Raw genomic sequence first — 22,511 nt, forward strand, 5'->3', positions numbered from 1 at the left:
AACTGGCAGACGCACAGGACTTAAAATCCTGCGATGCTAACACATCGTACCGGTTCGATTCCGGTCTTCGGCACCAAAACTCATCTTAAAATAAGATGAGTTTTTTATTTTTCTTTAATATATAATTATCTTTTTTGTAGATAAAAACATACTTTATTCAACAAAAAGTGTTTTTAGTAAAGTCTAAAAAAGATAATATATTTCTTAAAATTCATGTCAGTTCATTTATTTCCAATTAAATGGTAATTAAATTATAAATCTTATATAAAAAATATAAATTCCATAAAATTTTTGTTTTATTATGTCTTAAAAAAATAAAAGCTTAATCTATATATTTACAAATTTTTCCTGTAAATCTTGCTATAATGTTGATAAAGATAGAAGGTTAGGAGGATAAATATGCAATATGGAGTTAAAATTGATAATTACAAAAGAGCAAAGGATTCAGAAAATGTAAAAAATAATATGAAAATAGAAGCTTCTAGCATTGGGCTTATTATGGCTATGGTTGCAGGTCTTTTAATAAGTAGAGTATATTTAGATATGACTTTTGGAGTAGTTCAAGTATTAGCTCCATTTGGATTAGCATATTTAATTGCAATAACAAATTATGAAAGAAAATATATATTATCATCAAGTTTAGGAGTTATAGTAGGGTATATTACCTTATTTAATAAGGTTAGCAACTTTTCGGCTTACATAATAATATCAACTATAGTTACCATAATTTCTATGAGTAAACTAAATAAAAAGGCTAGAAATATAGCAAATTTTAGTATTGTATTTTCAGGATTGTTTGTTTATGGAGTTTTAGTAGGAAGTTCAGATATAGTTTTACACTTAATAGGTGCAATTTCGGTAACAGCTTTAGTTTTTCCTATTTATTATGTTGTGAGCTATACATTAAAGTGCATAGAGGAAATAAATACTCAACATTTTTTCTCAATAGATGAAATTGTAAGTATAGAACTATTTATATGTTTATTAATAGTTGGAATTGGAACCCTATCACTAAATGATATTAGCTTTAGAAATATAGCAGCTATACTTTTTATTATAGCTTTAGCTTTTATTTCAGATACAAATATGGGTGCTGGAGCAGGTATAACTATGGGTATAATATTAGGTTTTGCTACAGGTAATCTTATGGAGAGTATAGCTATTTATGGAGCTTGTGGTTTAGTTGCTGGGATATTTAGAGAGTCAGGAAAGCTTTTTACAGCTTTATCATTTAACATAATTTTTGTAATAGTAACTTTATATTCTGGAGTTTTTAATAGTATTTCATTTATAGAAGCCTTAGTTGGAACAGGAATATTTCTTTTAATTCCTAAAAAAATATACAATAAAATTTCATTAGAAATAAACAAGGATAAAAAGGTTGGACATTTTAGTGAAGTTAGATTTGCTGAGATTAAAGATGAGTTAACTGAAAGATTAAAAGATTTTACTGAAGTTTTATCTATAATGGGTAAGTCACTAAATAATCTAGTTGGTAATGATAAATTAGCTATAAAAAATAAGGGGAATGCATTGGTTGAAAATTTATCAGATAGAACTTGTAGTGACTGTGATATGAGATATATGTGTTGGAAGAGAGAACTTCATCAGACTTACAATGCTTTTTCAGATTTAATAAGAAATTATGAAAATAATTCAGGTACTTTTCCTCATGAGCTTGAGAAAAAATGCATAAAGAAATATGCTCTAGTTAAAAATCTAGAGGACATAATGAATATCTATATGGTAAACGAAACATTAAAGAGTAGATTAGGAGAGGGAAGAAAAATCTTATCTAATCATATAAACAATATGTCAGTTACAATTAGTGAAATAGTTGACGAGTTTGGAAATGAACTGCATTTATGTACTGATGTAGAAAAAAGCATTAAAAAATCTCTTTTAAAATATGGCATTAATTTTGGAAGCTTAATATGTTATAACGATAAAAATGGAAGAATTAAAATTAAGATGCAAATGGAAAATTGTATGGGATCTCAAACATGTATAAAAACAATTCTTCCTATAATAAGCGAAACCATAGGTAAAAATATGAGTATCGGAAGTGAAGGGTGTAATATAAATAGCAAAAATAATATGTGTGAGATTGTTATTGAAGAAGCCCCTAAATATCATATTAATTCTCATGTAGCAGTTGCTACTAAAGAGGGAGAAAAGTTCACTGGAGATTCATATTCATATGGTAGAACAAAGGATGGTAATTATATAACTGTAATATCAGATGGCATGGGATCAGGACCTGAAGCAGGACTTGAAAGTAAAGTTTCTGTAGAAATAATAGAGAAGTTTATGGAAGTTGGTTTTGATGAAAAAATAGCTATTGATGCAGTTAATGCAATTATGAGTATAAAGTTTAGTGAAGATGAAAAGTTTTCTACATTAGATATGAATAAGATAGACTTATATACTGGAAATGCTAAGTTTATGAAAGTTGGAGCTATAGAAAGCTTTATAAAGAGAGGAAATAAGGTAGAAGTTATAAATTCAAATACACTTCCTTTTGGTGTTTTAGAAGAGCCAGATGTAGATACTGTTGAAAAGCAAGTAGGTAATGGAGATGTAATAGTTAGTATAAGTGATGGTATTTTAGATGTTAAAAATGATGGGAGTTTTGATACTACATGGTTAATTGAATTTTTAAAGAGTACTAAGTATAGACAACCTAAGGATTTATCAATAGCTATTTTAGAAAAAGCAAAGGAATTAAGTGGAGGAAAGGCTAAGGATGATATGACAGTAGTTGTATCTAAGGTTTTTGCAATAAATTAAGAAAAGGAGAGTGTATAAGAACTAAATAAAATCTATAAATTATTTTGTGTGTAGATTTTACTTAAAAGAAAAGTTCTTATGCACTTTCTTTTATTTTTAAGTAAATAATTAAATTTATTATTTAAAATTAATTATACGAACTTTTTTAAGAACATAAGGGATTTTTTATGTGTTATAATATTAGGGCAAAATATAATATTTATGGAGTGAGTTACAATGAAGAAAAAGGTTATAGATTTTATAAATGAAAACTCCATGATTAAAAATGGAGATAAGGTTTTAGTAGCTTTATCAGGTGGTCCAGACTCAGTATGTTTACTACATATTTTAAGTGAACTTAGGGAATTATTACACATAGAAGTATATGCAGCCCATGTGAATCATTGTTTAAGAGGAAAAAGTGCTTTAAAAGATGAAGCTTATGTAGAAGAACTTTGTAAGAATTTAAATATAAAATGTTTTGTAAAAAGAGTAGATATAAACAAGATAAGTGAAGAACAAAACATTTCCACAGAAATGGCTGGAAGAGAAGAGAGATATAAATTCTTTGAAGAAATAAAGAATGAATATTCATTAGATAAGATAGCCATAGCACATAATGCTAATGATCAAGCAGAAACTCTTATTATGAGGGCTTTAAGAGGAACTGGTATAGAAGGATTAGTTGGAATTAAACCAGTTAGAGATGGTATTTTCATAAGACCTATATTGATTTTAAGAAGAAAAGAAATAGAAGAATACTGTGAAATAAATAATTTAAATCCTAGAATAGATGAAACTAATTTAGAAGAAATATATTCTAGAAATAAAATAAGGCTTAAGGCAATACCATTTATAGAAGAGAATTTTAATCCAGATATAGTTACTACATTAAATAGATTAGCTTATAGCTGTAGTAAGGATGTAGAGTTTATACAAGAAGAAGTGGAAAAAAGATTTCCTAAACTTTGTATAAAGGAAAATCACAGCATTCTTATTAAAGAAGAAGCCTTTAATGAGAAGGAAGCTCTATTAACAAGAATAATAAAAAAGGCATTATTTGAAGTAAGTTCTAAACATAATAACTTTGAATTAAAACATATACAGGACATAATTGCCTTAAAAGATAAAGGAACAGGAAAGCAAATTAACATAACTAATGGGGTAATTGCTGTAAATGAATATGGAGAAATAAGAATAAAATTAGTAGATAGCAAAAAGGCTAAAGAGAATAAAGTTTTAAATTTAGAAAATATTAAAGATGAATTAGATAAGAATCAAAAAGTTGTAATAGAAGATGATATTTTAGGAAATTATGAATTAATAGTAGAAGATTTTAAAAAAGGTGAAAAATTTTCAAAAGATAGATTTATAAAGTCTTTTGATTATGATAAAATTTCCAATATAGATATTAGATTTAGACAAAATGGAGATAAAATAATTCCTTTAGGAATGAAGAGTAGCAAAAAGCTAAAAGATATATTTATAAATAACAAAATACCTAAAGAAGAAAGAGATTTTATACCCTTAGTGCTATTTAATAATGAAATAGCATGGATTGTAGGATCTAATGTTAGTGAAACATTTAAAGTTACAAATAAAACTAAAAAGGTAATTAAAATTACTTTTAAAGGAAAGGAAAATTAATTATGATAAGAGACATAAAAGATGATGTTAAAAAAGTTTTATATTCAGAAGAACAATTAGCTAAACGTGTAAAAGAGCTGGCTGAAGAAATTAGTAAAGATTATGCTGGAAAAGATTTATTAGTTGTTGGTATATTAAAAGGTTCAGTATTATTTACTTCAGACCTTATTAAAAATATAACAATACCATGTGAAATAGATTTTATGGCTGTTTCAAGTTATGGCAACTCAGCTCAAACTTCAGGAGTTGTTAGAATATTAAAAGACTTAGATAGTGATATAGAAAATAAGCATGTTCTTATAGTTGAAGATATAGTTGATACAGGAACAACTTTAAGCTATCTTTTAGAATATTTAAAAGCTAGAAAGGCAGCAAGTATAGAAATAGTTGCTCTATTAGATAAAGAAGCTAGAAGAACTTCAAATGTTTCAGCAAAATACAAAGGATTTGATGTACCAGATGAATTCATAGTTGGATATGGAATAGACTATGCTGAAAAATATAGAAACTTACCATTCATCGGTGCTTTAAAAGAAGAAATTTATAATAAGTAATTCAAAATATTGTAAAATACTATTTCTTATGTTAAAATTCATTAAAAATGATGGTCAGAGAGGGGGGCATAGAGATGAAAAAATTACAAAGTATGATTACTTATATAGCTATTTTTGCTGTAGTGCTTATGTTTGCATTTGCTTTTTATAGAAATGGAACTCAAGGAAAAGTAATATCATATACTGAATTTAAAGAAGCATATGTGGAAAATAAAATTGAAACAATGACCATAAAAGAAGATAAAATGTCAGTTGATGGGGTTTTTAAAGATGGTAAGAGGTTTACTTCATATGTTTCAAATAAGATGTTAGACAATCTTTTACAAGAGACTCAAGGGGTAGAAACTGTAATAAAGTATACACCACCTAATAATATGGGGATTTGGATTAGTTTCCTTCCAACAATACTTATAATAGGTGTAATATTCTTTGGTTTATTTATGTTCACACAGCAAGCTCAAAACAGTGGTGGAAATAGAGGGGTAATGAATTTCGGTAAAAGTAAAGCTAAGATGGCTAATTTAGACGGAAAGAAAGTTACGTTCAAAGATGTTGCTGGGGCTGATGAAGAAAAAGGTGAATTAGAAGAAATTGTTGATTTCTTAAAACAACCTAAGAGATATATAGAAATGGGAGCAAGAATACCTAAAGGAGTTCTTTTAGTAGGGCCTCCAGGAACAGGTAAGACACTTCTTGCAAAAGCTATAGCAGGAGAAGCTGGTGTTCCTTTCTTTAGTATATCAGGTTCAGATTTCGTTGAAATGTTTGTTGGAGTTGGTGCTTCAAGAGTAAGAGATTTATTTGAGCAAGCTAAGAAAAATGCTCCATGTATTATATTTATAGACGAAATCGATGCTGTTGGTAGACAAAGAGGTGCTGGACTTGGTGGCGGTCATGATGAAAGAGAACAAACATTAAACCAATTACTAGTTGAGATGGACGGTTTTGGAGTTAATGAAGGAATAATTATGATAGCTGCTACAAATAGACCAGATATCTTAGATCCAGCATTATTAAGACCAGGAAGATTTGATAGAAGAATTTTAGTAGGTGCACCTGATGTTAAGGGCAGAGAAGAAGTACTAAAAGTTCATACAAGAAATAAACATCTATCAGAGGATGTAGATTTAAAAGTTTTAGCTAAAATGACACCAGGATTTAGTGGTGCAGATCTTGAAAACTTAACTAACGAAGCTGCATTATTAGCGGTTAGAGGTGGCAAAAGTAGCATAGATATGGCAGACATTGAAGAGGCTATAACAAGAGTGATAGCTGGGCCAGAGAAGAAGAGTAGAGTTGTTAGTGAATATGATAGAAGAATCACTGCAGTTCACGAATCTGGTCACGCTGTTGTAAGTAATGTTCTAGAGTATGCAGATCCAGTTCATGAAATAAGTATAATTCAAAGAGGAATGGCTGCAGGATACACAATGAATTTACCAGAGGAAGATAGAACTCACACATCTAAGAAACAACTTAAGGATAAGATGGTTGAACTTTTAGGTGGAAGAGTGGCTGAGAAATTAGTTATTGGAGATATAAGTGCCGGTGCTAAAAATGATATAGATAGAGCTAGTCACATTGCTAGAAGTATGGTTATGGAATATGGAATGAGTGATGTTATTGGACCTATATCATTTGGTAATAGCGATGGTGGCGAAGTATTCTTAGGTAGAGACATTGGAAAGAGTAGTAACATAAGTGAAGAAACTAGCGCTAAAATAGATGAAGAAATCAAGAAATTAATTGATGAAGCTTATAATAGAGCAGAATCTATATTAAGAGAAAATATAAGTAAATTAAATGCAGTAACTGATGTGTTACTTCAAAAAGAAAAAATTGATGGTGATGAGTTTAGAGAAATATTTAAAAACTCATAGTTAAAAGAGGTACTTAAGTACCTCTTTTTTTATAATTATTATTTAATTAAGAATTATTTTATATTATAATTTCACTAAAGATATTTTAATAATACGAACAATTTTTATAAAATATATAAAAATATTCGATAAAACTCTTTGTTTTTTAATAAATTATGGGTATAATATTAAGTAGATTACTTTGGAATGAGGTGCGGAATTATGAAAAATGATATTGAAATAGCACAAAGTGCTAAAATGGAGCCAATAATAAATATTGCTAAAAAAATAGGCCTTGGAGAAGATGATATTGAGCTTTATGGAAAATATAAATGTAAGATATCTTTAGATGCAATAAAAAGACTAGAAAATAATAAAGATGGTAAGCTTGTTTTAGTTACAGCTATAAATCCAACGCCAGCAGGAGAGGGAAAATCGACTGTTACAGTAGGATTAGGACAAGCATTAAATAAAATAGGAAAAAATACTGTTATAGCCTTAAGAGAGCCATCATTAGGCCCTGTATTTGGAATAAAAGGTGGAGCAGCTGGTGGTGGATATGCTCAAGTAGTTCCTATGGAAGATATAAATCTTCATTTTACAGGGGATATGCATGCAATAACTTCAGCTAATAATCTTTTATGTGCAGCTATAGATAACCATATTCATCAAGGTAATTTATTAAGAATAGATTCAAGAAGAATTGTATTTAAAAGAGTTATGGATATGAATGATAGAGCCTTAAGAAATATAGTTGTTGGAATGGGTGGTAAAATAAACGGATTCTTAAGAGAAGATGGATTTATGATCACTGTTGCATCAGAAATAATGGCTATATTATGCATGGCTAGTAATTTAGAAGACTTAAAAGAGAGAATGGGAAATATCTTAATTGCATATAATTTAGATGGAGAGCCAGTTTATGCTAAGGAATTAGAAGTTCAAGGAGCTATGGCTTTACTTATGAAAGATGCTATAAAACCTAACCTTGTTCAAACTTTAGAAAATACTCCAGCAATAATTCATGGAGGACCATTTGCAAATATAGCTCATGGATGTAATTCAATAATAGCAACTAAGACAGCTTTAAAAATGAGTGATATAACTATAACAGAAGCTGGCTTCGGAGCAGATTTAGGTGCAGAAAAATTCTTAGATATAAAATGTAGATACGGAAATTTAAATCCTGATTGTGTAGTTTTAGTAGCTACTATAAGAGCTTTAAAACATCACGGTGGAGTGAAGAAAGATGAATTAAACATATCAAATGTAGATGCTTTAAATAAAGGAATGAAAAACTTAGAAAAGCAAATAGAAAATATAAAAGCTTATGGAGTACCAGTTGTTGTTGCTATAAATAAGTTTATAACTGATTCAGATGAAGAGGTTAAAGCTATAGAAGACTTCTGCAAAAATATAGGAGTAGAGGTTAGCTTAACAGAAGTATGGGAAAAAGGTGGAGAAGGCGGAATTGATTTAGCTAATAAGGTTATAAAAACAATGGAAAATGAGCCTTCAAACTTTAAGATGATTTACGATTCAGAAGAATCAATAAAGGATAAAATACTAAAAATAGTTCAAACTATATATGGCGGAAAAGGAGTAAACTATACTCCTCAAGCTCTTAAACAAATAGATGAAATTGAGAAATTTAATTTAGATAAGCTTCCAATATGTATGGCTAAGACACAGTATTCATTATCAGATAATCCAAGTCTTTTAGGAAGACCTGAAAACTTTGATATAACTGTTAAAGAGGTTAGAGTTTCAAATGGAGCTGGATTCATAGTTGTTTTAACAGGGGATGTTATGACAATGCCAGGATTACCTAAAGTTCCTGCTGCTAATAGAATGGATATAAAAGACAATGGAGAAATAGTAGGATTATTCTAAATGTTTAGATAATTTTGAGGCTTATATGACGCTGTTAAAAAAATAGTCATATAAGCCTTTTTTTATTTAAAAACTAGTAATTGTAATTGCTTGACAAATGTATAGTAGTTGTTAAAATTAATATTGTTATATAAAGGGTACATGGTATTTTCCGGACAGCTTTATTAGCTGTCTTTAATTATATTAAGGTGGTGTAAAACACATGATTTTATTAATAGATGTAGGTAATACAAATATAGTTTTAGGGATTCATGATAATGAAAAATACATAGCATCATGGAGAATATCTACAGATTCTAAGAAAACATCAGATGAATATTCAATACAAGTTATGCAACTATTTAATCAAGCTAAATTAAATCCAGAAGAGGTTGAAGGAATAATAATTTCTTCAGTAGTTCCTAATATAATGCATTCTTTAGAAAACATGGTTAGAAAATGTTTCTGCAAAGAACCTATTGTAGTAGGACCTGGAATAAAAACTGGAATTAATATAAAATATGATAATCCTAAAGAGGTTGGAGCAGATAGAATAGTAAATGCTGTAGCTGCTTTTGAAAAGCATAAAAAACCTATGATAATAATAGATTTTGGAACAGCAACAACATTCTGTGCCATTACTGAAAAGGGAGATTATTTAGGTGGAAATATATGTCCAGGAATTCAAATTTCAGCAGATGCTTTATTTGAGAGAGCTGCAAAGCTTCCAAGAATAGAACTTGAAAAACCAAAGAGTGTAATTTGTAAAAATACAGTTACAAGTATGCAAGCTGGAATAATTTATGGATATATTGGAAAAGTTGAATATATAGTTAAACGTATGAAAAAGGAAATGATGGACTTAGGAGAAAAAGAACCATTTGTATTAGCTACAGGAGGGCTAGCTAAACTTGTTTATAGCGAAACGGATGTAATTGATGAAGTAGATCGTAAATTAACTTTAGAAGGGCTTAAGATTCTTTACGAAAAAAACAAGGAGTAGAAAGTAATGAAAATATCAAACATAGTTTTAGAAAATAATGTTTTCTTAGCACCTATGGCAGGGGTTACAGATATATCTTTTAGGGGATTATGTAAAGAGATGGGTGCAGGAATTGTTTGCACTGAAATGGTTAGTGCAAAGGCATTGTACTATGGGAGTGAAAATACAAAAGAATTAATGAGAATTGCAGATGAAGAAAAACCGGTATCTTGTCAGATGTTTGGAAATGATCCAGAGATAATGGCTTATGTCACTGAGAAGCATTTTAATACAAATGATGATATATGTATAATAGATGTGAATATGGGATGTCCTGCACCTAAGATAGTAAAAAATGGTGAAGGTTCAGCCTTAATGAAAAATCCTAAATTAGCTTATGAGATCATGAGTAGCATAAAAAAAGTTGCAACAAAGCCTGTAACAGTTAAGTTTAGAATGGGTTTTGATGAAGAAAATATAAATGCTGTTGAGTTTGCTAAAATCATGGAGGAAGCAGGAGTAGATGCCATTGCTGTACATGGAAGAACTAGAGCTCAAATGTATGAAGGAAAAGCTAACTGGGATATAATAAGACAAGTAAAGGAAGCAGTTAATATTCCTGTTATAGGAAATGGAGATGTATTTACTGCGGAGGATGCTTTAAGTCTTAAAAATCAAACTAACTGTGATGGAATTATGGTTGCAAGGGGAAGTATGGGAAACCCATGGATCTTCAAGCAAATAGTTCAGAAATTAAATGGAGAAGAGGTTTATATGCCTACTCCAGAAGAAAAAATAGATATGTGTATAAGACACTATAATTTATCACTTAAATATGATGGAGAGTATAAGGCTGTAAGAGAAATGAGAAAACATGCAGCTTGGTATATAAAAGGATTAAATAATTGTACTGAAGTTAAGAATAGGCTTAATTTAGAAGCAGATCCAGAGAAGATTATGGGTATCCTTAATGAGTATAAAGAATATTTAATGAAAAATGATTTATAATATTTATCATAAATGGGGATATAACTGGATATAATAAAGCATCAGTAAAATATTAGATGTTTAATTTATACAAATAAAGGTGAGAATTAAAGCTAAATAATGATTTTTTATTTAGTGTATTCTATCTTATATAATATATAGTTTGACATAATAATCTTTAGGAATTATAATAATTTGAATAATTAGGCTTAATAATCTTAAAGTTTTTATGAATTGTATATTAACAGGTTAAGTTTAAATATGATATTATAATAATATGTTCAAAGGGGAGAAAGAAAATGAGCGAAAAGAAACATATAATGACATATGAAGGTGTTAAAAAATTAGAAGATGAATTAGAATATCTTAAAACAGTAAAAAGAAAAGAAATAACTGAAAAGATAAAAGTTGCATTAGGATACGGAGATTTAAGTGAGAACTCAGAATATGATGAAGCTAAAAATGAGCAAGCTTTCACTGAAGGAAGAATAATTCAATTAGAAAACATGCTTAAAAACGCTGTTGTTGTTGATGAGTCAGAAATATCAACAGATATAGTTACAGTTGGATCAATCGTTAAGGTTATGGACTTTGATTTTGATGAAGAAGTTGAGTATTCAATAGTTGGTTCAGCAGAAGCAGATCCAATGAACTTTAAGATATCAAATGAATCACCAGTTGGTGAAGGGTTAATGGGTAAAAAAGTTGGAGATGTTGTAGAGATAGAAGTACCAGGAGGAACTACTAAGTTCGAAGTTCTTGGAATAAGAAGATAGATAATATAGATGGAGGGATTTTTAAATGTCAAATGAGGAAATAAATATTCACGAAGCAGAAGAACAATTAAGTGAACAAGAGATGTTAAGAAGACAAAAACTTGTTGAATTACAAGAAGCTGGTAAGGACCCATTTGATGTATACAAGGTAGAGAGAACACACTCTTCTGCTGATGTAAAAGATAATTTTGAAGAGTTAGAAGGTAAAGAAGTAAAAGTTGCCGGAAGACTTATGTCAAAAAGAGGTCAAGGTAAAGTTGTATTCGCTGATTTAGCAGATTTACCAGGAAAAATTCAATTATTTATTAAGATTGATAACGTTGGAGAGGAAGCTTTAAAGGAATTTAAAACTTTCGATTTAGGTGACTGGGTTTCTGCAACTGGAGAAGTATTTAAAACAAAAATGGGTGAAGTTTCAATAAAAGTAACTTCATTTGAATTAATCTGTAAATCTTTAAAACCATTACCAGAAAAATGGCATGGTTTAAAGGATCCAGACTTAAGATACAGACAAAGAGAAGTTGATATAATAACAAACCCAGAAGTTAAAGATACTTTTATTAAGAGATCACAAATAGTAAAAGCAATAAGAGAATTCTTAGATAATAGAGGATTCTTAGAGGTTGACACACCAATTCTTTCACCAATAGCTGGTGGAGCTGCTGCTAGACCTTTCATAACTCACCACAATGCTTTAGATATAGATATGTATTTAAGAATTGCTACTGAGTTATACTTAAAGAGATTAATAGTTGCTGGATTTGAAAAAGTTTATGAAATGGGTAAAAACTTCAGAAATGAAGGGGTTTCAGTAAGACATAACCCAGAATTTACTGCTATAGAGTTATATGAAGCATATTCAGATTATAACGATATGATGGAAATTATGGAAAACATGATTGCTTATGTTTGTGAAAAAGTAAATGGATCAACTAAAGTAACTTATGAAGGAACTGAAATAGACTTCACACCACCATGGAGAAGATTAACTATGGTAGATGCTGTTAAGGAATTTGCTGGCATAGATTTCAATGAAATTAAGAGTGATGAAGAAGCTCAAGCTATAGCTAAAGAGAAAAACTTAGAATTCCCTAAACCATTAGATAAGGTTACTAAAGGTGAAGTTCTAAATATGTTATTTGAAGAATATGGTGAAGAAAAATTAATTCAACCTACATTCTTAATAGATTATCCAGTAGAGATATCACCTCTTACTAAAAAGAAAAGAGGAAATGAAATGTTTACTGAAAGATTTGAAGGATTTGTATATGGTAGAGAAGTATGTAACTCATACTCAGAACTTAACGATCCAATAGTTCAAAGAGAAAGATTTGAACAACAAGCTAGAGAAAGAGAATACGGAGATGATGAAGCATACATGTTAGATGAAGAATTCATGAGTGCTTTAGAAACTGGTATGCCTCCAACAGGTGGATTAGGAATAGGAATAGACAGAATGATAATGTTCTTAACTGACTCTTCATCAATAAGAGACGTTATATTATTCCCAACAATGAAACCACAAAAATAGTTTATATAAAGTAGAAGTTTACTAAAAAGTAGACTTCTACTTTTTATTTTATTTGAATTATTTGAAGAGAAAAAGCCTAAAAAAATTCTAGATTATTTTTAAAATCTACCTAAAAAACTATTGTATTTTATTTGAAATATGATATAATAAATTTGTAAATGTTCCTCGGTAGCTCAATGGTGGAGCACTCGGCTGTTAACCGATAGGTTGGAGGTTCGAGTCCTCTCCGAGGAGCCATTTTTTTTGTCTAAAATTAATTAAGAAAGAATTTATAAATATATAAGCTTTTGTATGTTTATAAATTCTTTTTTTATTGACATATAATTTAGTTTTGATAAAATTAAGAGTATAACTAAATATGTACTATGATGAAGAAGAGTAGTTTTAAAATCTTTTTTAGAGAAATAACGGTTGGTGAAAGTTATTAAAGGTTTAAAATGAAGGGAGCTTTTGAGTACAATTATTTTGAGAGATGAGCTTTTGCTAAAAAGGGTGGAACCGCGGAATTTTATTTCGTCCCTTTGAATGTAATGGCTTTTTTTATTTATATAAAGCCCTTAGGCTGTTAATCTAGATGAGTATTTCTAGCAGTGAATAAAACTGTTAGAAATATTTCTCAAGGAAGTTTAAAGTTCTTTATAAAGTGAAGAATTAATATAAAATAAGTTATTTAATATAAATGGAGGTAATTGTAATGGCAGTAGAAAAAACTATGGATAAAATAGTAGCCTTATGTAAAAACAGAGGATTTATATTCCCAGGTTCAGAAATATACGGTGGACTTGCAAACTCATGGGATTACGGCCCACTAGGAGTTGAATTCAAAAATAACGTAAAAAGAGCTTGGTGGAAAAAGTTTGTTCAAGAGAGCAAATATAATGTTGGATTAGATTCAGCTATCTTAATGAATAGAGAAGTTTGGGTTGCATCAGGTCACGTTGGTGGATTCTCAGATCCTCTAATGGATTGTAAAGAATGTAAAGCTAGATTCAGAGCAGATAAATTAGTTGAAGATCATATGACTGCAAACGGAGCAGAAGTTGCTACAGCTGATGGATGGAGCAATGAAGAGTTAATGGACTACATAACTAAGAATAACATAGTTTGTCCAAAATGTGGAAAATTAAACTACACAGATATAAGAAAGTTCAACTTAATGTTTAAAACTTTCCAAGGAATAACTGAAGACAGTAAAAACGAAGTATATTTAAGACCAGAAACTGCTCAAGGTATATTCGTAAACTTTAAATCAGTACAAAGAACTACAAGAAAGAAAGTACCATTTGGTATAGCTCAAATTGGTAAATCTTTCAGAAACGAAATAACTCCAGGTAACTTCACTTTCAGAACTAGAGAGTTCGAACAAATGGAGCTTGAGTTCTTCTGTAAACCAGGAACTGATTTAGAATGGTTCAACTTCTGGAAAGATAGTTGTTGGAACTTCCTATTAAACTTAGGAATGAAAGAAGAAAACATAAGAATGAGAGATCATGGAGAAGAAGAATTAAGCTTCTACTCAAATGCAACTTCAGATATAGAATACTTATTCCCATTTGGATGGGGAGAACTTTGGGGAATAGCTGATAGAACAGACTATGACTTAAATAAGCATGCTGAACACTCAGGTCAAGACATGACTTACTTAGACCCAACAACAAATGAAAAATATGTACCATATGTTATAGAGCCATCATTAGGAGCAGACAGGGTTGCATTAGCATTCTTAGTTGAAGCTTATGATGAGGAAGAATTAGAAGGAGCTAATGGAAAAGTAGATGTAAGAACAGTTATGCACTTACACCCAGCTTTAGCACCATTTAAGGCTGCTATATTACCACTTTCTAAGAAATTATCAGAAAAAGCTGATGAAGTATATGCAGAACTTAGCAAACACTTCAATGTTGATTATGATGAAACAGGAAGTATTGGTAAGAGATATAGAAGACAAGATGAAATAGGAACTCCATTCTGTATAACAGTTGACTTCGATACTTTAGAAGATGGATGTGTAACTGTAAGAGACAGAGATAACATGGAACAACAAAGAGTTAAAATAGAAGATGTAAGAGCTATAATAGAAAAGAGCTTAGAATTCTAGTTTAAAAGCAAAAATAAAAACTTATAAATATATTCCACATATATTTATAAGTTTTTTTTATTTATGATTTTAAAGTACTAAAGGACATAGTTATGAATTTTGTTTTACAATTACGGACAAATGTATTTTTCGTGATATAATTTTATATGAAATTTATTAAAATGCTTTAAGGGAGACTAAAATATTATGATAAATGAAAAAAGAGTTTTAGAAAGTTTTTTAGATTATATCCAAATAGATAGTGAAACTTATGAAGAAGGTAATTTTGCTAAAAGATTAGAAAAGGATTTAATCGAAGCTGGATTAGAAGTTGAATTTGATAACAGTGGAGAAAAAATAGGTTCAAATACAGGAAACTTAATAGCTAAATTAAAAGGTAATGTAGAAGGAGAAACTATTCTTTTTGCATGTCATATGGATACTGTTAAACCTGGTAAAGGAATAAAGCCAATAATAAAAGATGGAGTTATATATAGTGATGGGACAACTATATTAGGTGGAGACGATAAAGGTGGAATAGCTGCTATAGTTGAAGCTTTAAGAGTAATAAAAGAAAACAACATAGACCATGCTAATATAGAAGTTGTATTTACAATAGCTGAAGAAACAGGTCTTTTAGGAGCTAAAAATTTAGATTATTCAAAAATAAGTGCAAAAAAAGCATTCCTTTTTGATACAAGTGGAGATCCAGGTTTTATAACTACAATAGGACCTGCTCATGATACTTTAAAGGTTACTATAAAGGGAAAACCTGCACATGCTGGAGTTTCACCTGAAGATGGAATAAGTGCAATTTCTATAGCTTCAGATGCTATAGCAAACATGAAACTTTTAAGAGTAGATAAAGATACTACTGCTAATATAGGAAAAATTTCAGGAGGAGTTGCTAATAATGTAGTTTGTCCTGAAGTAATAATAGATGCGGAAGCAAGAAGTACCGTTACAGAAAAATTAGATGCTCAAACAAAACATATGGTAGAAACTTTTAAAGCTTCTGCTGAAAAATTTGGTGGAGAAGTTAATATAGAAGTAAATAGAATGTATGGTGCTTTTGTTATAGATGATAATGAAGATATAGTTTTACATGCAAAGAGAGCATTTAAAAACTTGGGAATAAATGGAGAAACTAAAGCCTCAGGTGGCGGAAGTGATACAAATATTTTTAACTGTAATGGAATAAAGGCAGTTAATCTTTCAAGTGGTGAAAGAAAGCCTCATACTTTAGAGGAACATATGAAAATTGAAGATTTAGGAACAATATCAAAAGTGGTTCTTGAATTAGTTAAAGAAAGTATAAATAAATAATTTTAATTTTAAGGATGAAGAATTTTCTTCATCCTTTTTCATAAGTTTTTAAAGTATATATTTATTTTGGAGGATTTAAAAAATTAATTATAATCAATAATATTTTAAAATAGATAAATTTATGAAAATAAGTGGTATTATATATAATAATTATTTTTATTTGGGAGGTTGCTATGAGTATGAGTTTTTTAAATAAAGGAGATAAAATAGGGATAATAAGTTGTTCAAATGGACTTAGCATAAAAAATAAAAACATAATAGATGAATTAAAACTTAATTTAAAAAGTTTATATATAGATATGGTTGAAGGAGATACACTATATGCAAAAGAATATAATCTTTTTAGTGGGACAGGAGAAGAAAAAGCTAGAGCTTTAGAAAAATTATTCTTAGATAAAGATATAAAAATGATTTTTGATATTTCTGGTGGAGATTTAGCTAATGAAGTCCTAGATTTTTTAGACTTTAATTTAATAAAGGAAAATCCTAAACCATTCTTTGGTTATAGTGATTTAACAGTATTACTTAATGCTATATATTCTCAGTGTCATATAACCACTTATAATTATCAATTAAGAAATTTAATTGGTAGATTTAAAGAGGAGCAAATGCAAAATTTTAAGACTTCTTTTATAGAGGGAAAAGAAGACATATTTAATTTAGATTATAAATGGATAAATGGAAGTCATCTTGAAGGGATAGTTGTTGGTGGTAATATAAGATGTTTATTAAAATTAGCAGGTGCAAAATATATGCCTAATTTTAAAGATAAAATATTATTTTTAGAAAGTTTTAGTGGAAATTCAGCTAAGATGGTAACCTATATAACTCAATATAAAAACTTAGGTGTTTTTAATGAGGTAAAAGGAATAATATTAGGCGAATTTACTGAAATGGAAAGAGAGGATTTAAAGCCTGATATAGTAGAAATATTAAAGAGAGTTATAGGAGAAATTAATATTCCAATATTAAAAACAAGTGACCTTGGACATGGTGCAGATGCTAAATGTATTCCTATAGGAAAATATTTAATTTTTAAATAAATGACTTTATTAAATTATTTTGATAATATATTATATTATGAAACAATGAAGAATTTTTATAGGTTGTTAAGAAATCAGGGGGTTTATTAAAAATGACAGTAAATGAGCAAAACTTAAAAGAAGAAGCTTTAAGATGCTTAATGTGCAAAAATCCAAGATGTAAGGCTAATTGCCCAATAAGTACACCTATTCCAGAGGTAATAGGATTATTTAAAGAAGATAAAATAAAAGAGGCTGGGGAAATTTTATTTGAAAACAATCCTTTATCAGTAGTTTGTTCCATAGTATGTCCTCATGAAAATCAATGTAAGGGGAATTGTATAAAGGGAATAAAGGAAACACCAGTAAACTTTAGTGAAATAGAGAGAGAAATATCAGAAGAGTTTTTAGATAATCTAGAACTTACTCAAGATACTATTTTAGAAGATAAAATTGCTATAATAGGTGGAGGTCCTGCGGGAATAACAGCTGCATTTATATTAGCTAAAAAGGGATATCAAGTAACAATATTTGATGAAAATGATAAAATTGGTGGAGTATTAAGATATGGAATACCAGAGTTTAGACTTTCTAGAGATATAATAGATAAATATGAAGAGGCACTTATTAAATTAAATGTTAAAATAAGACCTAACACTTTAATAGGAACAGTTATAACTTTAGATATGTTAAAAAGTGATGGTTATAAAGCAATATTTATAGCAACTGGAGTTTGGAATCCTAAGACTTTAAATGTTAAGGGAGAAACTTTAGGTAATGTTCACTATGCTATAGATTATTTAAAGGCACCAAAATCATATAATCTTGGAGAGAGAGTAGTTGTAATAGGAGCGGGAAATGTTGCAATGGATGCTGCTAGAACTGCAAAGAGAAATGGTGCAGATACATATGTGCTTTATAGAAAAAGCTTTGAAGATATGCCAGCTACTAAGGTTGAAATAGAAGAGGCTAAGGAAGATGGCGTAAAATTTGAACTTTATAAAGCTCCTTTAGAGATTTATGAGGATGGAGTAAAATACATACAAACAGAGAGAGTAATTTCTGAGGATGGAAGAGTATCATTTAAAACCTTAGAAGGTAGTGAAGGTGTATTTAAATGTGATTCAATAATAGTTGCCATAAGTCAGGCTCCTAGAACTAATATAGTATCAAGTAGTAGGGATCTTTCAACAGATAAATATGGCTTAGTAGTAACTGATGAAAAGGGAATAACAACACTTAATGGAGTTTTTGCTTCAGGAGATGTTGTAAGTGGTCCTAAAACTGTAGTTGAGGCAGTTGCAAATAGTAAAAAGGTTGCTCATGCTATAGATGAATTTTGCAAAAATAATTAAAAAGTAATTAATTTTAATATTGAATTAAATAATTCATAAGGCTGTAGGAAGTTTATATAAAATAAATTTTCCTACAGTTTTTTATGTGATTAAAAGAGCTAAGCATTGAATTTATGATGAGATTAAGCTTGTGCAGGAAAATAAATTCTTATTTAACTCTAAATTAAAAACTCTAGAATTTGATTTAGATTTTACTAAATTGTTCTAGAGTTTTATAAATATTATTTATATTATATTTTATTAACGAGTTTTAGGTTTAAATCCATTAGCTCTAAAGCCAGGTCCGTCAGAAACTATTCTACCTATACCTCTAATTTTTCCAGAAATACATCCTCTACAATGAGCAGGTGTATCGCCTGTACATATTTTACCTGGATATAAGGCATAAAGTTTTCTGTATTCACCTTCAGTAACGTTAGGCATTACTACATTTGCTCCGCATTGAAGAGCTATTACTCTTCCTTGTTTATTTAATGTTTCCATAGCTGTTGTAGCAGGAATATTTATATCAGGTAAAAGTAATCTAACTATAGCCATTACTTTTAGGGCTAGTTCAAATTGTCCACCTTCAGCATCTTTTAGTGGAGTATCTTCATTTGGAATAAATGGTCCTATACCATTCATATCTACATCAAGTTCTTTGAAAAATAAAATATCATCAGCTAAGGATTCTATTTTTTGACCAGGAAGACCAACAAGACATCCACTTCCTACTTCATATCCAAGTTTTCTTAAGTTTTTAAGACATTGAATTCTATTTTCATGACTCATACCTGGATCAAGTTCTTCATATAATTCTCTATCTGTTGTTTCAATTCTTAAAAGGAATCTATCAGCTCCAGCTTTTTTTAAGGCTTCATATTCTTCAAAAGGTCTTTCGCCTATACTTAATGTTAAGGCAACTCCTAAAGCTTTAAGATCTTTAACTATGGGAACTAAACGCTCAACAGTATAATAATCATCTTCACCGCCTTGAAGAACTAAAGTTTTATATCCATAACCAACGGCTTTTTTTGCAAAATCTATAATCTCTTCATGAGAAAGTCTATATCTATTAAGATTTTTATTATCTCTTCTAAGTCCACAATACATACAGTTTCTTTTACATATGTTAGTGAATTCTATAAGTCCTCTTAAATGCACTTCATCACCAAGATATTTTTTTCTAACTTCATCAGCAGCTTTAAAAAGTTCTTCATTTATAGCATCATCTTTTAATAGGGCTATAATTTCATCTCTTGAAAGTTCATGAGTTTCTTTTGCTTTTTGTATAATAGTATTCATATTAATCCTCCTAATTAATCTGGGTATAAGGATTTTAGATATTAAAAATTACTCTTTTTATCCTAAAATAATTATTAATTAATAATTATAATTTAACAAGCTCTTTTAAACAATATAGTTAAAAATAGATTAATAATTTATTATAACATGAATATTTTTAGAAAATCATCACTAGAACAAAATAGAAGAACTCGGAATAAGTTATAATAATATGGAATGGAAAATTCCATAGTGTTATAATTAGAAAGAAATGGGATACAATTTATAAAGAACCATTATTAATATTGGTAAAAATTTTGGAGGCCACAAAATGAAAAGAGACTTTAATGAGTTTAAAGAATTTATAAAGGGAAAAAATGTAGCAGTTGTAGGAATTGGGGTAAGTAACATACCTCTTATAAAGTTTTTAGTTAAACTAGGAGCTAAAGTAACTGCTTTTGATATGAAATCAGCTGAGGAGTTAGGTGAAATTTCTAAAGAATTTGAAATATTAGGAGTAAATTTAGAACTTGGAAAAGGTTATTTAGATAGATTAACTGGATTTGAGGTTGTATTTAAAACACCATCTATGAGAATAGACAGTGAGGCTTTAGTAAGATGTAAAAATCAAGGTGCATATATTACTTCAGAGATGGAAGAATTCGTAAGATATTGTAAAGGTAGAGTTTACGGGGTAACTGGTAGTGATGGTAAAACAACAACTACAACAATAGTGTCTAAGTTATTATCACAAGAGGGATATAAAACTTGGACAGGGGGAAATATAGGTACTCCATTATTCTCAAACATAGAAGAAATAAAAGAAGAAGATAAAGTTGTATTAGAATTATCAAGTTTTCAGCTTATGACTATGGATGTTGAAATTGATGTAGCAATAGTTACTAATATAACTCCAAATCACTTAGATATGCATAAAGATATGCAAGAATATATTGATGCTAAGAAAAATGTTTTTAAATATCAAAGAGAAAATGATCTTTTAGTAATTAATGATGAAAATGAAATAACTAAAAATTTAGATAAAGAAGCAAAAGGGAAAGTTGTTAGATTTAGTTCAAAGAAAACAGAAGGAGAAGATGCATACTATAAAGATGGAAAGTTATATGTACATGGTAAAGAAGTATGTAAAAAAGATGATATAATCATAAAGGGAATGCATAATGTAGAAAATTATTTAGCTGCATTCTTAGCTGTTTATGATGAAGTATCAATAGAATCAATGAAAAAGGTAGCAGAAACTTTTGGAGGAGTTCATCATAGATGTGAGTTCATAAGAGAAGTTGATGGAGTAAAATATTATAATGATTCTATAGCATCAACTCCAACAAGAACTTTAGCTGGATTAAAAGCTTTTGAAAAACCAGTTATACTTTTAGCAGGAGGATATGATAAACATGTACCTTTTGAGCCTTTAGCTTATGAAGGATATGAAAAAATAAAAGCTATAGTATTATTTGGAGTAACTAAAGAAAAAATAAAAGCAGCCTTTAAGAGATTAGAAGAAGAAAAAGGAATTCATGTACCAGTATACTCAGGAGAAAGCTTAGAAGAGGTAGTAAGTATAGCTAAATCAATAGCTGAAAATGGAGATATAATAACACTTTCACCTGCTTGCGCAAGTTTTGATATGTTTAAAAACTTTGAATTAAGAGGAGATAAGTTTAAGGAAATAGTAAATAATATATAATGAGATAAATATATCTTAAAATGAGCCATATTATGATTTTAGTTTAATTAATTCTTTGAAATTATTAAAGCTAAAAAAATAATATGGCTTATTTTTATTTGAATTTTAAATTGTTTTTATGTATAAAATATACTTCAGCAGACAATAATATATATGTCTCTTATGAAAATAGATAAAAACGCAACCTGGAGTATCAATAGTTGGATTTTAAACTAAACATAAGAAAAGTTAAGTATTTAAAGAATATTTTAGTAAAAGCTTGTTATTTATAATAAAATGTTATTGCTTATGATGGTAAGATAAATCTCGTCGCTGAGAGACACAGAAACAACTCAACAAAATAAATTAAAAGTTTTGAAAAAAGTTGTTGACAAAGTTTCGAAGTGATGTTAAACTAAGAAAGTCGCTTGAGGGCGACAACGAAATGGTCTTTGAAAATTAAACAGAAGATATTAACATAAACCAGCAATTCTTTTATAAGTAATATGAGTATAGATTAAACTTTTAAATTGAGAGTTTGATCCTGGCTCAGGATGAACGCTGGCGGCGTGCTTAACACATGCAAGTCGAGCGATGAAGTTTCCTTCGGGAAACGGATTAGCGGCGGACGGGTGAGTAACACGTGGGTAACCTGCCTTATAGAGTGGAATAGCCTTCCGAAAGGAAGATTAATACCGCATAATGTTGAAAGATGGCATCATCATTTAACCAAAGGAGCAATCCGCTATGAGATGGACCCGCGGCGCATTAGCTAGTTGGTGGGGTAACGGCCTACCAAGGCGA

At 29.4% G+C, this 22,511-nt stretch carries 15 protein-coding genes, 1 tRNA gene, 1 rRNA gene and 1 other annotated feature; of the genes, 16 read left to right on the top strand and 1 reads right to left on the bottom strand.

The window, feature by feature from the left end; translation table 11 throughout:
- Window positions 1–399: 399 nt before the first annotated feature.
- The 14 genes from spoIIE (at window position 400) to QP548_RS16325 (ending at window position 18,757) form a co-directional block, all read left to right on the top strand.
- Entirely contained in the window at window positions 400–2,790 is a 2,391-nt protein-coding gene (spoIIE, locus tag QP548_RS16260) for a stage II sporulation protein E (RefSeq protein WP_061429263.1), read from the top strand.
- 216 nt (window positions 2,791–3,006) lie between these two features.
- Window positions 3,007–4,416 (top strand): tRNA lysidine(34) synthetase TilS, encoded by a 1,410-nt coding sequence (gene tilS / locus QP548_RS16265; protein ID WP_061429262.1) that lies wholly within the window; start codon window positions 3,007–3,009, stop codon window positions 4,414–4,416.
- 2 nt (window positions 4,417–4,418) lie between these two features.
- A complete protein-coding gene (gene hpt / locus QP548_RS16270; protein ID WP_081109969.1) occupies window positions 4,419–4,970 on the top strand; it encodes a hypoxanthine phosphoribosyltransferase in 552 nt (183 codons plus the stop codon).
- A 74-nt stretch (window positions 4,971–5,044) separates the two neighbouring features.
- The gene (gene ftsH / locus QP548_RS16275) at window positions 5,045–6,850 is read left to right on the top strand and encodes an ATP-dependent zinc metalloprotease FtsH (RefSeq protein ID WP_003459329.1); all 1,806 of its coding nucleotides are present in this window, start codon (window positions 5,045–5,047) and stop codon (window positions 6,848–6,850) included.
- A gap of 201 nt (window positions 6,851–7,051) precedes the next feature.
- Complete coding sequence (locus QP548_RS16280; protein WP_061429261.1) at window positions 7,052–8,722, top strand: formate--tetrahydrofolate ligase; 1,671 nt, start codon at window positions 7,052–7,054, stop codon at window positions 8,720–8,722.
- A 202-nt stretch (window positions 8,723–8,924) separates the two neighbouring features.
- Window positions 8,925–9,704: a type III pantothenate kinase gene (locus tag QP548_RS16285; RefSeq protein WP_003450343.1), complete on the top strand. Its 780-nt coding sequence runs from the start codon at window positions 8,925–8,927 to the stop codon at window positions 9,702–9,704.
- A 6-nt stretch (window positions 9,705–9,710) separates the two neighbouring features.
- Entirely contained in the window at window positions 9,711–10,691 is a 981-nt protein-coding gene (gene dusB / locus QP548_RS16290) for a tRNA dihydrouridine synthase DusB (RefSeq protein WP_003459360.1), read from the top strand.
- A 278-nt stretch (window positions 10,692–10,969) separates the two neighbouring features.
- Window positions 10,970–11,446, top strand: a complete 477-nt coding sequence (gene greA, locus QP548_RS16295) for a transcription elongation factor GreA (RefSeq protein ID WP_003450338.1) — start codon at window positions 10,970–10,972, stop codon at window positions 11,444–11,446.
- A 25-nt stretch (window positions 11,447–11,471) separates the two neighbouring features.
- Window positions 11,472–12,977 carry a lysine--tRNA ligase gene (gene lysS / locus QP548_RS16300; protein ID WP_061429260.1) on the top strand — a complete coding sequence of 502 codons (1,506 nt, stop codon included), beginning with the start codon at window positions 11,472–11,474 and terminating at the stop codon, window positions 12,975–12,977.
- Between the two features lie 162 nt (window positions 12,978–13,139).
- Window positions 13,140–13,214: transfer RNA gene (locus QP548_RS16305), tRNA-Asn, on the top strand.
- A gap of 119 nt (window positions 13,215–13,333) precedes the next feature.
- Window positions 13,334–13,501, top strand: a binding site (T-box leader).
- A gap of 170 nt (window positions 13,502–13,671) precedes the next feature.
- A complete protein-coding gene (locus QP548_RS16310) occupies window positions 13,672–15,075 on the top strand; it encodes a glycine--tRNA ligase (protein WP_003450306.1) in 1,404 nt (467 codons plus the stop codon).
- A gap of 186 nt (window positions 15,076–15,261) precedes the next feature.
- Window positions 15,262–16,380 (top strand): M20/M25/M40 family metallo-hydrolase, encoded by a 1,119-nt coding sequence (locus tag QP548_RS16315; protein ID WP_060671161.1) that lies wholly within the window; start codon window positions 15,262–15,264, stop codon window positions 16,378–16,380.
- Window positions 16,381–16,553: 173 nt separating this feature from the next.
- Window positions 16,554–17,423: a S66 family peptidase gene (locus QP548_RS16320; RefSeq protein ID WP_081109968.1), complete on the top strand. Its 870-nt coding sequence runs from the start codon at window positions 16,554–16,556 to the stop codon at window positions 17,421–17,423.
- A 92-nt stretch (window positions 17,424–17,515) separates the two neighbouring features.
- On the top strand, window positions 17,516–18,757 hold the full coding sequence (locus QP548_RS16325) for an NAD(P)-dependent oxidoreductase (protein ID WP_060671159.1): 1,242 nt from the start codon (window positions 17,516–17,518) through the stop codon (window positions 18,755–18,757).
- 240 nt (window positions 18,758–18,997) lie between these two features.
- Here the strand turns inward: QP548_RS16325 and hydE are convergent, their stop codons facing one another.
- The gene (hydE, locus tag QP548_RS16330) at window positions 18,998–20,041 is read right to left on the bottom strand and encodes a [FeFe] hydrogenase H-cluster radical SAM maturase HydE (protein WP_061429259.1); all 1,044 of its coding nucleotides are present in this window, start codon (window positions 20,039–20,041) and stop codon (window positions 18,998–19,000) included.
- A gap of 310 nt (window positions 20,042–20,351) precedes the next feature.
- On the opposite strand from hydE, the gene murD reads away from it, so the two are divergent.
- Both murD and QP548_RS16340 read left to right on the top strand, forming a co-directional pair.
- Window positions 20,352–21,728, top strand: coding sequence for a UDP-N-acetylmuramoyl-L-alanine--D-glutamate ligase (gene murD, locus QP548_RS16335; protein ID WP_061429258.1), 1,377 nt, complete (start codon window positions 20,352–20,354; stop codon window positions 21,726–21,728).
- Between the two features lie 505 nt (window positions 21,729–22,233).
- Window positions 22,234–22,511, top strand: a 16S ribosomal RNA gene (locus QP548_RS16340); the annotation flags it as partial.

Source organism: Clostridium sp. UMB9555A, from assembly GCF_030222355.1.
GTDB lineage: Bacteria > Bacillota > Clostridia > Clostridiales > Clostridiaceae > Sarcina > Sarcina perfringens.

Coding starts and splice junctions, on each gene's coding strand:
- spoIIE (WP_061429263.1), top strand. CDS start 400: ATGCAATATGGAGTTAAAATTGATAATTACAAAAGAGCAAAGGATTCA.
- tilS (WP_061429262.1), top strand. CDS start 3,007: ATGAAGAAAAAGGTTATAGATTTTATAAATGAAAACTCCATGATTAAA.
- hpt (WP_081109969.1), top strand. CDS start 4,419: ATGATAAGAGACATAAAAGATGATGTTAAAAAAGTTTTATATTCAGAA.
- ftsH (WP_003459329.1), top strand. CDS start 5,045: ATGAAAAAATTACAAAGTATGATTACTTATATAGCTATTTTTGCTGTA.
- QP548_RS16280 (WP_061429261.1), top strand. CDS start 7,052: ATGAAAAATGATATTGAAATAGCACAAAGTGCTAAAATGGAGCCAATA.
- QP548_RS16285 (WP_003450343.1), top strand. CDS start 8,925: ATGATTTTATTAATAGATGTAGGTAATACAAATATAGTTTTAGGGATT.
- dusB (WP_003459360.1), top strand. CDS start 9,711: ATGAAAATATCAAACATAGTTTTAGAAAATAATGTTTTCTTAGCACCT.
- greA (WP_003450338.1), top strand. CDS start 10,970: ATGAGCGAAAAGAAACATATAATGACATATGAAGGTGTTAAAAAATTA.
- lysS (WP_061429260.1), top strand. CDS start 11,472: ATGTCAAATGAGGAAATAAATATTCACGAAGCAGAAGAACAATTAAGT.
- QP548_RS16310 (WP_003450306.1), top strand. CDS start 13,672: ATGGCAGTAGAAAAAACTATGGATAAAATAGTAGCCTTATGTAAAAAC.
- QP548_RS16315 (WP_060671161.1), top strand. CDS start 15,262: ATGATAAATGAAAAAAGAGTTTTAGAAAGTTTTTTAGATTATATCCAA.
- QP548_RS16320 (WP_081109968.1), top strand. CDS start 16,554: ATGAGTATGAGTTTTTTAAATAAAGGAGATAAAATAGGGATAATAAGT.
- QP548_RS16325 (WP_060671159.1), top strand. CDS start 17,516: ATGACAGTAAATGAGCAAAACTTAAAAGAAGAAGCTTTAAGATGCTTA.
- hydE (WP_061429259.1), bottom strand. CDS start 20,041: ATGAATACTATTATACAAAAAGCAAAAGAAACTCATGAACTTTCAAGA.
- murD (WP_061429258.1), top strand. CDS start 20,352: ATGAAAAGAGACTTTAATGAGTTTAAAGAATTTATAAAGGGAAAAAAT.